The sequence below is a fragment of the Cupriavidus sp. UGS-1 genome (genome assembly GCF_021213615.1).
Classification (GTDB): Bacteria; Pseudomonadota; Gammaproteobacteria; order Burkholderiales; family Burkholderiaceae; genus Cupriavidus.
Window position 1 is genome coordinate 283322 of record NZ_JAJQJF010000002.1, and the last position, 13607, is coordinate 296928.

The 13607-nt window shown below is 67.5% G+C and carries 10 protein-coding genes and 1 tRNA gene; 9 read left to right on the forward strand and 2 right to left on the reverse strand.

The window, feature by feature from the left end; genetic code table 11:
- Positions 1 to 87: 87 nt before the first annotated feature.
- The 4 genes from ribBA to LRR16_RS03900 all read left to right on the forward strand — a co-directional run bounded on the left by ribBA (position 88) and on the right by LRR16_RS03900 (position 3618).
- Entirely contained in the window at positions 88 to 1197 is a 1110-nt protein-coding gene (gene ribBA / locus LRR16_RS03885; protein ID WP_064572811.1) for a bifunctional 3,4-dihydroxy-2-butanone-4-phosphate synthase/GTP cyclohydrolase II, read from the forward strand.
- 68 nt (positions 1198 to 1265) lie between these two features.
- Positions 1266 to 1766 (forward strand): 6,7-dimethyl-8-ribityllumazine synthase, encoded by a 501-nt coding sequence (gene ribH / locus LRR16_RS03890; RefSeq protein WP_006579654.1) that lies wholly within the window; start codon positions 1266 to 1268, stop codon positions 1764 to 1766.
- Positions 1759 to 2253, forward strand: coding sequence for a transcription antitermination factor NusB (nusB, locus tag LRR16_RS03895; RefSeq protein ID WP_006579655.1), 495 nt, complete (start codon positions 1759 to 1761; stop codon positions 2251 to 2253). The genes ribH and nusB overlap by 8 nt, the downstream gene beginning before the upstream one ends.
- Before the next feature lie 180 nt (positions 2254 to 2433).
- Positions 2434 to 3618 (forward strand): pyridoxal phosphate-dependent aminotransferase, encoded by a 1185-nt coding sequence (locus tag LRR16_RS03900; protein ID WP_232204846.1) that lies wholly within the window; start codon positions 2434 to 2436, stop codon positions 3616 to 3618.
- A 120-nt stretch (positions 3619 to 3738) separates the two neighbouring features.
- Here the strand turns inward: LRR16_RS03900 and LRR16_RS03905 are convergent, their stop codons facing one another.
- Entirely contained in the window at positions 3739 to 4848 is a 1110-nt protein-coding gene (locus tag LRR16_RS03905; RefSeq protein ID WP_043441833.1) for a lytic transglycosylase domain-containing protein, read from the reverse strand.
- A 651-nt stretch (positions 4849 to 5499) separates the two neighbouring features.
- Here LRR16_RS03905 and ubiD point away from each other — a divergent pair.
- From ubiD to LRR16_RS03930, 5 genes are all read left to right on the forward strand, one after another.
- Positions 5500 to 7050, forward strand: coding sequence for a 4-hydroxy-3-polyprenylbenzoate decarboxylase (gene ubiD / locus LRR16_RS03910; protein ID WP_006577484.1), 1551 nt, complete (start codon positions 5500 to 5502; stop codon positions 7048 to 7050).
- Between the two features lie 97 nt (positions 7051 to 7147).
- Positions 7148 to 8629 carry an NAD-dependent succinate-semialdehyde dehydrogenase gene (locus LRR16_RS03915; protein WP_232204847.1) on the forward strand — a complete coding sequence of 494 codons (1482 nt, stop codon included), beginning with the start codon at positions 7148 to 7150 and terminating at the stop codon, positions 8627 to 8629.
- Positions 8630 to 8728: 99 nt separating this feature from the next.
- Positions 8729 to 10795, forward strand: coding sequence for an acetoacetate--CoA ligase (locus tag LRR16_RS03920; protein ID WP_232204848.1), 2067 nt, complete (start codon positions 8729 to 8731; stop codon positions 10793 to 10795).
- 97 nt (positions 10796 to 10892) lie between these two features.
- Positions 10893 to 11822, forward strand: coding sequence for an aldose epimerase (locus LRR16_RS03925; protein WP_232204849.1), 930 nt, complete (start codon positions 10893 to 10895; stop codon positions 11820 to 11822).
- A gap of 46 nt (positions 11823 to 11868) precedes the next feature.
- Positions 11869 to 11943 (forward strand) — tRNA-Gly (locus LRR16_RS03930).
- A gap of 225 nt (positions 11944 to 12168) precedes the next feature.
- Here the strand turns inward: LRR16_RS03930 and LRR16_RS03935 are convergent.
- Positions 12169 to 13563 (reverse strand): Fic family protein, encoded by a 1395-nt coding sequence (locus LRR16_RS03935; protein WP_232204850.1) that lies wholly within the window; start codon positions 13561 to 13563, stop codon positions 12169 to 12171.
- Positions 13564 to 13607 lie beyond the last annotated feature (44 nt).

The window sequence follows — 13607 nt, forward strand, 5'->3', positions numbered from 1 at the left end:
GTTAAACCGCGCGCCGCCCCGGCGCGCCGCAGTCGCCTCACGGGTACCGCCCGGGGCCGCCCCGCCAGACTTTCCTTTGCCTACCTCATGACGATCGCCCCAACCGAAGACATCATTGCCGAGATCCGTGCCGGCCGCATGGTCATCCTGGTCGACGAGGAAGACCGCGAGAACGAGGGGGATCTGGTGCTGGCGGCCGATTTCGTCACGCCCGAGGCCATCAATTTCATGGCCAAGTACGGCCGCGGCCTGATCTGCCTGACGCTGACGCCCGAGCGCTGCCGCCAGCTGGAACTGCATCCGATGGTCAGCCGCAACGGCACCCCGCACGGCACGGCCTTCACGGTGTCGATCGAGGCGGCCGAAGGCGTGACCACCGGCATTTCCGCGGCCGACCGCGCCCGTACCGTGCAGGCCGCCGTCGCGCGCGACGCCAGGCCCAGCGATCTGGTCCAGCCCGGCCACATCTTCCCGCTGACCGCCCAGCCCGGCGGCGTGCTGATGCGCGCCGGCCATACCGAGGCGGGCTGCGACCTGGCCGCGCTGGCCGGCGTGACCCCGGCCGCGGTGATCTGCGAAATCATGAAGGACGACGGCACCATGGCGCGGCTGCCGGACCTGATCGAATTTGCCGAGCTGCACGGCCTGAAGATCGGCACCATCGCCGACCTGATCCACTACCGCAGCCGCACCGAATGCATCGTCGACCGCGTCGGCGAACGCACGATGCAGACGCCGTATGGCACCTTCCGCAGCATCGCGTACCGCGACAAGCCCAGTGGCCACGCCCATCTGGCGCTGATCAAGGGGGAGCCGCAGCGCGACCGCGAAACGCTGGTGCGCGTGCACGAGCCGCTGTCGGTGCTGGACCTGCTCGAAGTCTCCCGCACCACCCACTCGTGGACCGTGCCGGCGTCGCTCGAAGCGATCGGCGCGGCCGACAGCGGCGTGATGGTGCTGCTGAACTGCGGCGACAGCGCCGAGCGGCTGTTCGCGCAATTCAGCGCGCTGGACGAGCCGCAGACGCGCGCGCCGCGCAAGCCGGACCTGCGCACCTACGGCATCGGCGCGCAGATCCTGCGCGACGTGGGCGTCGGCAAGATGCGCGTGCTGGCCTCGCCGCGCAAGATGCCGAGCATGACCGGCTACGATCTCGAAGTGACCGGCTACCAGCCGATGAACGGCGACGACGACTGAGCGTCCCCCCAAACACCGGCGGCCGGCCCATCCCGGGCGCGGCCGCCCACCGAACCCTGGAGAACGATATGGATCACGGTTTCTACCCGAGCAACCTCGACGGCGAAGGCCTGCGCATCGGCATCGTGCAGGCGCGTTTCAACGAACCGGTCTGCGACGAACTGCGCGAAGCCTGCCTGGCCGAGCTGGAAACGCTGGGCATCGAAGGCGAAGACACGCTGGTGGTGACGGTGCCCGGCGCACTGGAAGTCCCGCTGGCGCTGCAGAAGATGGCCGAGAGCGGCCAGTTCGATGCGCTGATCGCGCTGGGCGCCGTGGTGCGCGGCGAAACCTACCACTTCGAGCTCGTTTCGAACGAGTCGGGCGCTGGCATCACGCGCGTCGGCCTGGACTTCAACCTGCCGATCGCCAACGGCATCCTGACCGTCGATACCGACGCCCAGGCCCACGCCCGCACCCGCGAGAAGGGCCGCGACTGCGCCCGTGCGGCGGTCGAAATGGCGAACCTGGTGGCGGCGCTCGATTCGCTGCGTGGCCAGGACGACGAGGACGAGGACGACGATGAGTGATGCAGCACAGGGCGGCAAGCCTGCCGCCAAGTCCGGCCGCTCCGACGCCAAGGCGCCGCCCAAGAGCGCGCGCCGCCGCTCGCGCGAACTGGCGCTGCAGGGCCTGTACCAGTGGCTGCTGAACCGCAACGACATCGGCGCGATCCAGGCCCACCTGCACGATGCCCAGGGCTTCAACAAGGCCGATCGCGAGCATTTCGACGCGCTGCTCAACGGCGCCGTGCGCGAGGAAGAACGGCTGACCGCGGCCTTCTCGCCGTTCCTGGACCGCACGGTGGACGAGCTGTCGCCGGTGGAGCGCGCCGCGCTGCTGATCGGCAGCTACGAGCTGGTGCACTGCATCGACATCCCGTACAAGGTCGTCATCAACGAGGCCGTCGAGCTGACCAAGACCTTTGGCGGCGTCGAAGGCTACAAGTACGTCAACGGCGTGCTCGACAAGGTTGCCGCCCAGGTGCGCGCGACCGAGGTCGCCGCCCGACGCTGACCGGCGCCCTGCCCCGCGGCATGCGCCGGACCGACACCCGCCCAGGCGGGTGTTTTCATTTCCGGCGATGATTGCGACTGGGCCCGCGCCTCGCCTGCCCTCTTTCAAGCACCGCTTTTTCCGCCGACTCCACCGACTCCACCGATTCAACCCATTCCACCGATTCCAACGTTTCCCGCCATGGACCCACAGCGCCTCGCCACCGCCTCCCGCCTCGCCAACATCCGCGCCTTCCACGTGATGGAGCTGGCCAAGCAGGCCGCCGAGCTCGAACGAGCCGGCCGCCACATCATCCACATGGGCATCGGCGAGCCGGACTTCACCGCGGCCGAGCCCGTGGTGCGGGCGGCGGAAGCGGCAATGCGTCGCGGCGTGACGCAATACACCGGCGCGCTCGGCATCCATGCGCTGCGCGAGGCGATCGCCGGCTACTACAAGACCGCCTACGGGCTCGATATCCCGGCCCGCCGGGTCATCGTCACCGCCGGCGCCTCCGGTGCGCTGCTGCTGGCCTGCGCGGTGCTGGTCGAGATCGGCGCCGAGGTGCTGATGCCGGACCCGAGCTATCCCTGCAACCGTCACTTCGTCGCGGCATTCGACGGCGTCGCCAGGATGATTCCCAGCGGCCCGGAGGCGCGCTTCCAGCTGACCGCCGATCAGGTGCGCGAACACTGGGGCGAATCGACCCGCGGCGTGCTGCTGGCCTCGCCGTCGAACCCGACCGGCACCTCGATCCTGCCCGACGAGCTGGCGCGCATCCTCGCCGAGGTGCGGCAGCGCCGCGGCTTCGCGATCGTCGACGAGATCTACCAGGGACTGTCGTATGACGGCCGGCCTGTGTCGGCGCTGTCGCTGGACGACAATGCCGTCACGGTCAACAGCTTCTCCAAGTACTTCAACATGACGGGCTGGCGGCTGGGCTGGCTGGTGGTGCCGGACGCGCTGGTGGCGGACTTCGAGAAGGTCGCGCAGAACCTGTTCATCTGTGCGTCGGCGGTGGCGCAGCACGCGGCGCTGGCGTGCTTCACGCCCGAGGCGCTGGCGATCTACGACGAGCGCAAGGCGGAATTCCAGCGCCGCCGCGACGCCATCGTGCCCGCGCTCGAAGCGCTGGGCTTCGGCGTGCCGGTCAGGCCCGATGGCGCGTTCTATGTCTACGCCGATTGCCGCGGCGTCCAGCATGCGGCCGCCGGCGATTCGGACCGGCTGACGCAGGCGATGCTGCACGAAGCGGGTGTGGTGCTGGTGCCCGGACTGGACTTCGGTCCGCATACCGCGCGCGAGTACATCCGCATCTCGTACGCCACGTCGATGGCGCATATCGAGGAAGCGATGCGGCGGCTCGGCAAGCTGTTCGGGAAATAGAGATAGCGCAATCGCGGCGGCCATCGCCGCGGCCCGCCAAAACGAAAGCGGCGCAGCCAATCAGGCTGCGCCGCTTTTCTTTGGGCCCTGCGCGGACAAACCCGCGCCGCAATCCGGCTATCAGGCCTTGCGGGGCGTCTGCGCCGCCTCCAGCTCGATGCCGTCCTGCGGCTCGGGCGTGTGCTCGGCCTGCGTCTTGGTCGACGACGGACCCGGCAGCGACTCGGTCGCGTCCGGCGTCGCCGCCTTGCCGCGGATGCCCAGCACCTGGCGCAGCTTCGCGCGCTCGGCCAGCACCTTGGCGCCATAGCCGCCATCGGTCGCCGTGGTGGCGCCGACGTAGTACTTCAGGCCGCCTTCGATCGAACCGGCGCGGGCGATGCAGTCCTTCAGCACCAGCGCGCCGATCTTGATGTTGGCGTAAGGATTGAGCGCGGCCGCCACGCCGCCGACGTGCTCGTACTTGTCCTGGTGGACCTTGGTCATGACCTGCATCAGGCCCTGCGCGCCCACGCCGCTCTCCGCGTACGGATTGAAGCTGGACTCGATCGCGATCACGCCCAGGATCAGCAGCGGATCGATGCCGACCTCGCGGCCGGTCAGATAGGCGGCCTTGACCAGTTGCGCGGTCGCCTGCGCGGCCACGCGGTACTTGCGCGCGATGTACTCGGCCACCGCGGCCTGTTCGCGTGCGTTGGCCAGCGTGCTGCTGTAGCGCGCGTCCAGCGCCACGCGCTGGGCCGGGATACGGGCCGCCAGATGGGCGACCGACGGCACCTTCGACTGGCCGGCATTGGCCCACTCGCTAACGCCCGAGACGCTCGGCAGGCCGGCCGTGGCGACCGGCGAGGCGGCGCCGCCGCCTGCCGGCACCTTGACGGCCGGCAGCAGCTTGGCCGCCGCCACGTCCGCCGTGCTGGCATGGACCGGCGCCGACGCGGTCGCCGCCTCCAGCAGGATGGCGGGCGCTTCGTCGCCGGCCAGCATGCCGGCCAGCGCGGTGCGCCATTCCTGGCTGACCGACAGCGAAATGCCGGCCACCACCGCGATCAGACCCGCGCCGTTCAGCGCGTACTTCAACGTTGCACGACCGCCGCGCAGTGCGCGGCCGGCCACCGGATGCGCGAGACGAACCTGCAGGGCACGCCGCACACCGGGAACCGGTTGCCTGAAGCGGACCTGCAACGCCCGCCCAACACCGGGAAGATGAAGGGTTTTCCAACCACTCATGCTTACCTCCATGCGCCGCCGTCTCCCGGTCCTGCAGGGCATTCGCCCACGCATCACCGTGCTCTGGCAACGTAGTCAAGTAAGGACACCGCACCGCCTTGCAGGGACGACCGGCATCTGTTGTTGGTGGGCGCTCCCCAAGCGCCCAGCGATTAGCAGAGGAGGCTCTTGGGGTAGCCTGCCCTGCTGCGAAGACTCAAGACGCGCCGGTCGTTGCCGGCGGTGATCGGAGGGACCTCACATGTAGCGGTCCGCTCTGGTTGATCCAACGTGGTGATCTGCGTTACACCCCTTGACAGGATCGAAAAGTTCGTTGTTGCAACGCAGCACACCTTTGAGCAGACGCGATTGTAAAAACCGTTTTATATCGAGTCAAGAATTAAGGAATCGAAAACAATTCCTTTTCGTTATATCAAAACCCCGCTATTGTGGGGTGAAAGAATCACTCGGCTGGCCGCAATCGTAGTGCTGGCCTAGGATGCCCCGCGCTGCTCGTCCGCCTGTCTTTCAAAAAAACTTACAATTTGCCGGTACGCTGTGCCGCAAAAATTTTCTTCCGAAGCGGTCCAATATGGACCGTAGTTCACTCAGATCGACACTCCGATGAGCGCGGCGCCATTGCCGCGCCCCTCGCCAAACCACAAATTCCTGATGCAATACAAAGACTTGCGCGATTTCATCGGTCAGCTTGAACAACAGGGCGAGTTACGGCGCATCGCGGCGCCGGTGTCGCCCGACCTCGAAATGACCGAGATCTGCGATCGGCTGCTGCGTGCCGAAGGTCCCGCCGTGCTGTTCGAACGCCCCACGCAGAAGACGGCGGCGGGCAACGGCACGGCAGCTGGTGAGGCGATTTTCGACATGCCGGTGCTGGCCAATCTGTTCGGCACACCACGCAGGGTCGCATTGGGCATGGGCGCGGAATCGCTGGCCGATCTGCGCGACATCGGGCGCGTGCTGTCGGCCCTGAAGGAACCCGAACCGCCGCGCGGCCTGCGCGAGGCCGGCAAGCTGTTCACGCTGGTCAAGTCGGTCTGGGACATGGCGCCGAAGAAGGTGTCGAGCCCGGCCTGCCAGGAGATCGTCTGGGAAGGCAACGACGTCGACCTGGCGCGCCTGCCGATCCAGAAGTGCTGGCCCGGCGACGCCGCACCGCTGATCACCTGGGGCCTGGTGGTGACCAAGGGCCCGCACAAGAAGCGGCAGAACCTGGGCATCTACCGCCAGCAGGTGATCGGCCGCAACCAGGTCATCATGCGCTGGCTCGCGCACCGCGGCGGCGCGCTCGACTTTCGCGAGCACGCGCTGGCCAATCCCGGCAAGCCGTTTCCGATCGCGGTCGCGCTGGGCGCCGATCCGGCCACGATGCTCGGCGCGGTGACGCCGGTGCCCGACACGCTGTCCGAATACCAGTTCGCCGGCCTGCTGCGCGGCAGCCGTACCGCGCTGGCCGGCTGCCTGACCCCGACGCTGTCCGAACTGAGCGTGCCCGCCTCGGCCGAGATCGTGCTCGAAGGCCATATCCAGCCCGACCCCACGCATCCGTCCGGCTATCAGCACGCGCTGGAGGGCCCGTTCGGCGACCATACCGGCTACTACAACGAGCAGGACTGGTTCCCGGTCTTCACGATCGACCGCATCACGATGCGGCGCGATCCGATCTATCACTCGACATACACCGGCAAGCCGCCCGACGAACCCGCAGTGCTCGGCGTCGCGCTGAACGAGGTGTTCGTGCCGCTGCTGCAAAAGCAGTTTCCCGAGATCACCGACTTCTATCTGCCGCCCGAGGGCTGCAGCTACCGGATGGCGGTGGTCCGCATGAAGAAGCAGTACGCCGGCCACGCCAAGCGCGTGATGTTCGGCGTCTGGAGCTTCCTGCGGCAGTTCATGTATACGAAGTTCATCGTCGTGGTCGACGACGATGTCGACGTGCGCGACTGGAAGGAGGTGATCTGGGCGATCACCACGCGGGTCGATCCGACGCGCGATACTGTGCTGGTCGACAATACGCCGATCGACTACCTCGACTTCGCCTCGCCGGTGTCGGGCCTCGGCTCGAAGATGGGCATCGACGCCACCGACAAGTGGCCGGGCGAAACCACGCGCGAATGGGGGCGTCCGATCCAGATGGACGCCGCGACCAGGACCCGCGTCGACGGCATGTGGGAGACGCTGTTCGAGCGCCCGTCCGGCGGCTGAGCGCCGCGCGCGGCGAGCGGCCCGGACGCGGCCGCCGCCATCCCCCGCTATCATCTGCAACCAGAACCGATACGAGAACCGATTACAGGAGACCACGATGGCCAATGCGCTAGACCGAATCCAGGACCGTGCCCTGGTCCGCAGCCAGTCCTATGTCAATGGCGAATGGGTCGGCGCCGACAACGGCACGACCTTCCCGGTGATCGACCCGGCGAACAACCAGGAACTGGTGCAGGTCGCCAACCTGGGCGCCGCCGAGACCGAGCGCGCGATCGCCGCCGCCGAGGCGGCCTGGCCGGCCTGGCGCGCGAAGACGGCCAAGGAGCGCGCGAATCTGATGCGCCGCTGGTTCGATCTGCTGATCGCGAACGCCGACGACCTGGCCGCGCTGATGACGGCCGAACAAGGCAAGCCGCTGGCCGAATCGAAGGGCGAGGTCGTCTACGGCGCGTCCTTTATCGAGTGGTTCGCCGAGGAAGCCAAGCGCGTCAGCGGCGACGTGCCGGCCTCGACCTGGGCCGACAAGCGCATGGTGGTGCTGAAGCAGCCGATCGGCGTCTGCGCGTCGATCACGCCATGGAACTTCCCGATCGCGATGATCACGCGCAAGTGCGCGCCCGCGCTGGCCGCCGGCTGCACCATCGTGGTCAAGCCGGCCGAGCAGACGCCGCTGTGCGCGCTGGCGATGGCCGAGCTGGCGCACCGCGCCGGCATTCCGGCCGGCGTGATCAATATCGTCACCGGCGATGCCGACCAGTCGATCGCGATCGGCAAGACGCTCTGCGCGTCGCCGGTGGTCCGCCACCTGTCGTTTACCGGCTCGACGCCGGTCGGCCGCATCCTGATGGAGCAGTGCGCGCCGACGGTCAAGAAGATCGCGCTGGAACTGGGCGGCCACGCGCCCTTCATCGTGTTCGACGATGCCGACATCGACGCCGCGGTCGAGGGCGCGATCGCGTCGAAGTACCGCAATGCCGGCCAGACCTGCGTCTGCACCAACCGCTTCTATGCGCATGAGTCGATCTACGACGAGTTCGTCGCCAAGCTGGCGCGCCAGGCCGAGGGGCTGCGCGTGGGCAACGGCTTCGACGCCGGCGTGGCGCAAGGCCCGCTGATCGACGACCAGGCGGTGCAGAAGGTGCGCCAGCATATCGACGACGCGACCTCGCGCGGCGCACGCCTGCTGACCGGCGGCAAGCTGGTCGAGGGCCTGGGGTCGAGCCGCTTCATCGCGCCGACCGTGCTGGCCGACGCGACCCCCGAGATGCTGATCTCGCGCGAGGAGACCTTCGGCCCCGTGGCCGCGGTGTTCAAGTTCCGCGACGAGCAGGAGGCCGTGGCGCTGGCCAATGCCAGCGAGTTTGGCCTCGCCTCGTATTTCTACAGCCGCGATATCGGCCGCGTCTGGCGTGTGGCCGAGCAGCTCGAATACGGCATGGTCGGCATCAACACCGGCCTGATCTCCAACGAGGTGGCGCCGTTCGGCGGCGTCAAGCAGTCGGGCCTCGGCCGCGAAGGTTCGACCTATGGCATCGACGAGTACCTCGAGCTGAAGTACCTTTGCCTCGGCGGCATCTGACCGCCGCGCGGGCGCCGGCGGCGCCCGCCCCCATCCCTTGAGCCATCCCGACCCGCGCCCCATCGGCGCGGGCGCAAAAAACAAGGCAGAGGAGGAGACATGACGACGCTGGAAGAAGGCAAGCTGGTCTGGACGCCGTCGCGCGCGGTGCGCGAGCGCGCGCGGCTGACCCAGTTCATGGAGTGGCTGCGCGACGAGCGCGGTCTTGCCTTTGACGACTACGACAGCCTGTGGCGCTGGTCGGTCACCGAGATCGAAGCGTTCTGGGACGCGATCCGCGCCTACTTCGACGTCCGCTTCGACACCCCGGCCAGGCAAGTGCTGGCGCGCCGCGAGATGCCGGGGGCGCGCTGGTTCGAGGGCGCCACGCTGAACTATGTGCAGCAGGTCTTCCGCCATGCGGGCGAAGGCCCCGCGCGCCAGCGCGCCGCGATTCGCCATGCCGGAGAAGCGCAGCCGCTGGCCGAACTGAGCTGGGACGCGCTCGAGGCGCAGGTCGCGGCGCTGGCGCATACGCTGCGCCAACTCGGCGTCGAGCGCGGCGATCGCGTCGCGGGCTATCTGCCCAATATCCCCGAGACCATCGTTGCCTTCCTCGCCACCGCGAGCGTCGGCGCGGTCTGGTCGGGCTGCGCCCCGGACATGGGACAGGTCGCGGTGATCGACCGCTTCCGCCAGATCGAACCGAAGGTGCTGATCGCCGTCGACGGCTACCGCTACGGCGGCAAGACCTACGACCGCGCGCCGGTCGTCGCGCAGCTCGTCGATGCGTTGCCATCGCTGACGGACCTGATCGTCGTGCCGCTGCTGGGTACGCCGGACGAGATGTTGCCGGCCGCGCCGGCAACCGCGCCGGCAACCGCACCGGCAACCTCGTCGGGCACTGCAAACGCCCTGCGCCGCCATCGCTGGCAAGACGCACTCGCCCACCAGGTGCCGCTGCAGATCGACAGCGTGCCGTTCGACCACCCACTGTGGATCGTCTATTCGTCCGGCACCACCGGCATGCCCAAGCCCATCGTCCACGGCCACGGCGGCATCGTGATCGAGCAGCTCAAGCTGATGGCGTTCCACAACGACCTCGGCCCCGACGATGTCTTCCACTGGTACAGCAGCAGCGGCTGGATCATGTGGAACGCGCAGGTGGCCGGGCTGCTGCTCGGCAGCACCATCGCCATCTACGACGGCAATCCGGCCTGGCCCGATGCCGGCGTGCTGTGGCGCTTCGTCGAAGACGCCGGCATCACGGTGTTCGGTGCCGGCGCGGCGTTCTTCACCGGCGGCATCAAGGCCGGCGTGGTGCCGTCGCGCGAGGCCGACCTGAGCCGCCTGCGCGGCATCGGCTCGACCGGTTCGCCGCTGCCCGCCGAGGCCTACGACTGGATCTACCGCAACGTGCGCGACGATATCTGGCTGGCGCCGATGTCCGGCGGCACCGACTTCGCCGGCTCCTTCGTCGCCGGCTGCCCGCTGCTGCCGGTCTACGCCGGCGAGATGCAATGCCGCTGCCTCGGCGCCAAGGTCGAGGCCTTCGACGAGGCCGGCCACCCGCGGATCGACGAGGTCGGCGAACTGGTCTGCACCGAGCCGATGCCCTCCATGCCGCTCTATCTGTGGGGCGACACCGACGGCAAGCGCTACCGCGACAGCTATTTCGATACCTACCCCGGCGTCTGGCGCCACGGCGACTGGATCAAGATCACCTCGCGCGGCGGCGCCATCATCTACGGCCGCTCGGACGCCACCATCAACCGGCACGGCATCCGCATGGGCACCAGCGAACTGTATCGCGTGGTCGAGGAACTGCCGGAGGTGCTCGACAGCATGGTGGTCGACCTCGAATATCTCGGCCGCGACTCGTATATGCCGCTGTTCGTCGTGCTGCGCGAAGGCATCGCGCTGGACGACAAGCTGGTCGACACGATCCGCGCGCGCATCCGCGAGGCGCTGTCGTCGCGGCACGTGCCCAACGCGATCCTGCAGGTCCCCGGCATCCCGCGCACGCTGTCGGGCAAGAAGATGGAGGTGCCGATCAAGAAGCTGCTGCTCGGCCATGACCCCGACAAGATCGCCAATCGCGACGCGATGGCCAACCCGGACACGCTGGACTGGTACTTCGACTACGCGCGGCGGTACTTGAGCGAGAGCAGCGCGGCGACGGCCTAGCGCATCGCGGCATCTACGTAATCGAAGCAGCAAGGGTAGGCGGCGTCGTGCCGGTATCATCCGGTGTTCCGCGCCCTACCCGTCTTCCGCAAGCACCATGCCCAGCTACCCGACGTTTCGCTTCCAGGACCAGGACCTGATCCGCATCGGGGACGACCACGACGCGCTGCTGTTCGCGCCGCGGGCCGGTGGCCGCCTGGTGCGCTGGATCCATCGCGGCGCCGACATCCTGTTCTGGCCGCACCACGCCGACTGGTCGCGCCCGGCCAAGATCCGCGGCGGCAATCCGCTGCTGTTTCCCTTTATCGGCCGCCATTTCGTCGACGGCGAAGCAGGCAAATGGCGCGATGCCGGCGGCGTGGTACGGACGATGCCGCAGCACGGTTTCGCACGCGACCTGCCGTTCGAGATCGAGCACTGCGATCCGGCGCGGTCGATCACGATGGTGCTGACCGATTCCGAAGCGACGCGCGACGCCTATCCGTTTTCGTTCCGCTTCGAGGCAAGCTACCGGCTGCTTGAAGACGGACTCGAAGTCACGTTGGCGGTGCGCAATACCGGCCGCGAGCCGCTGCCCTTCTATGCGGGCCACCACTTCTATTTCGCCGTGCCTCACGAATTGCGCGGCCAATGCCGGCTCACGATGCCGCCGGCCGAATGGCTACGGCAGCGCCCCGATGGCAGCCTGACCGCGGCCGAGCCCGGCGAAGCGGTCTACGCGCTGGACGACCCGCGCTTGCAGGACACCTTCCACCGCTTGCATGCGCCCGTGGTCCGCGCGTGTCAGCTGGCGATTCCGTCAAGCGATGGCGGCGGCACGGGCCGCGCCATCCGGATCGATCTCGATGCCAACGGAAGCACGGTCCCCTGGCAAGCCGTGACGACCTGGAGCGAACGCGAGGATTCGGACTTCTATTGCGTCGAGCCGTGGCTGGCCTTGCCCGACGCGATTCATCGGCCCGGCGAAACGCTGTGGGTTGCGCCAGGCGACCGCACCGAGGCGGTTTGCCGGCTGCTTCCCACCTAGCCGCCTTGCGCGCGCAGCCGGATCGCGCATAAAATGGCCGCCTCGCGCGGGCGTCGTATAATGGCTATTACCTTGGCTTCCCAAGCCAAAGACGTGGGTTCGATTCCCATCGCCCGCTCCACCCTTCCCTCCTGCAGTTCCTTCCGGTTGTATGAGCGCCTGTCGGTGTTCTCTCGCGATGCCGGCCGTTTCGCCGAATAACGCAGTGCCCCGATCAGCGATCGCATCGCCCGCGACGAATGGCGGCGACTCGGATAGTAGGGGTGGTAGCCGGGAAACATCGCCGCCATCCTCGGGGCGCTGACCGCGCGCCGCCCGGTGCGCCACCTCGGAGCCCGCCTCCACACTACCGCGGCCTGCCTGCGCTGATCCATTGCTCGACCTGTCGCAGGGTCAGGCGATAGCGCGCGCAATTATGAAGGTCCAGGCTGCGAAGCTCCGCATCGAGCAGGGTTCGGAAGACCTCGCTTTGGTCTTCCTGCAGCGACATGGCGGCGATCGCCTCCTCAGCGGTTTGGCGCTCCCGTACCACGCGGCCGATCGCCTCGTTCAAGGCTTCGCGGAACTGCAGCCGCACAGGGTCGGGAACGCCCATCGCTTCCAGCATCACGGCGTATTTCCGGATCGAACGCCGGTAAGCCCATTCGAACAGGTCGGCGGCCAAGGCGATGTTGCGGTGTTCGTAGACGCCCATCATGGCCAGCGCGTAGTCGCGCACCTCGATATCGAGGAACGACAGCGGCGCACAGTTGTAGAGCATCAACGGAATGTTGGCGGACAGCCGGCTGGTGCGCTTGTTGCCGTCCTCGAACGGCTGCAGGTAGGCGAGATTGACCCACAGGAAGAACGAGGCTTCGACGGGGTTCTTGATGCTTCGGGCCTTCTCGATGATCTGGCCCAGCATCTCTTCGAGCAGGTTCGGCACCTGGGCCGGCAAATAGGTCGTGTCGGTGATATTGACCACCTTGCGACGAATGCCGCCGAGTCCGCTGGCGTCCGCCAGCAGGTCGCGCATCAGGATGGCATGCACGTTTCGGACGAGCACCGTGGTCAACCCATACTCGGGCACCGCATCGACCATGAATTCGATGGCCGCCTTGTGATTGAGCAGCATGACCGCATCGAGGTCGCCGTCCGTGATCCCGCTCTTGAAGAGCTGCTCCGTGGCCAGCAGCGAATAGCGGTTGCCTTCGAGCCTCGACGACGCCCAGGACAGATCGATCAGCAGCGGTTCCAGCACCTTGCGCGCATAGGTGCCGGCAGGCTGCTGGCCGCTCATCCGGCCTTCCTCTGCCAGCGCGGCCGCCAGTCTCGGAGACAGCAACGTGCTGACGTTGGGCACATAGGCGTCGACGAACGATCGATCGTAGGTGACCGGCTCTCGCATGCCCAAGGGAAGCGACAGTATCGCCAGGATCGCCTGGCTTTCGTCGGACCACGCCGGTCCGCGACGGTCCGCGGGCCGCGGCGCCACCGTCGCGACCGGCTGGCCGCCCTCGGCAAGGCGATATCGCGTGGCGCGTGACCGCCCCTCGCGCACCACCTGGCCGTCTCGGACGAGCGCGTCGAGTTGACGCTTGACCGTGGTCCAGCCGGCCCGGACTTTACTTTTAAGTTCGGTAGAGCTGAGCCATGGGGCGTTCGTACGGCTTTGCTGTTGAAGTGCAGCAAGAACCTCATCTCTGACTGTCATTGGCCTCGTCCGGGCAGTTTTGGCCCATTCTAGCTCATTGCAGCTCATTGCAGCTCATTTCCAGCTCATTTCCAGCCCGTTCCAGCTCATTG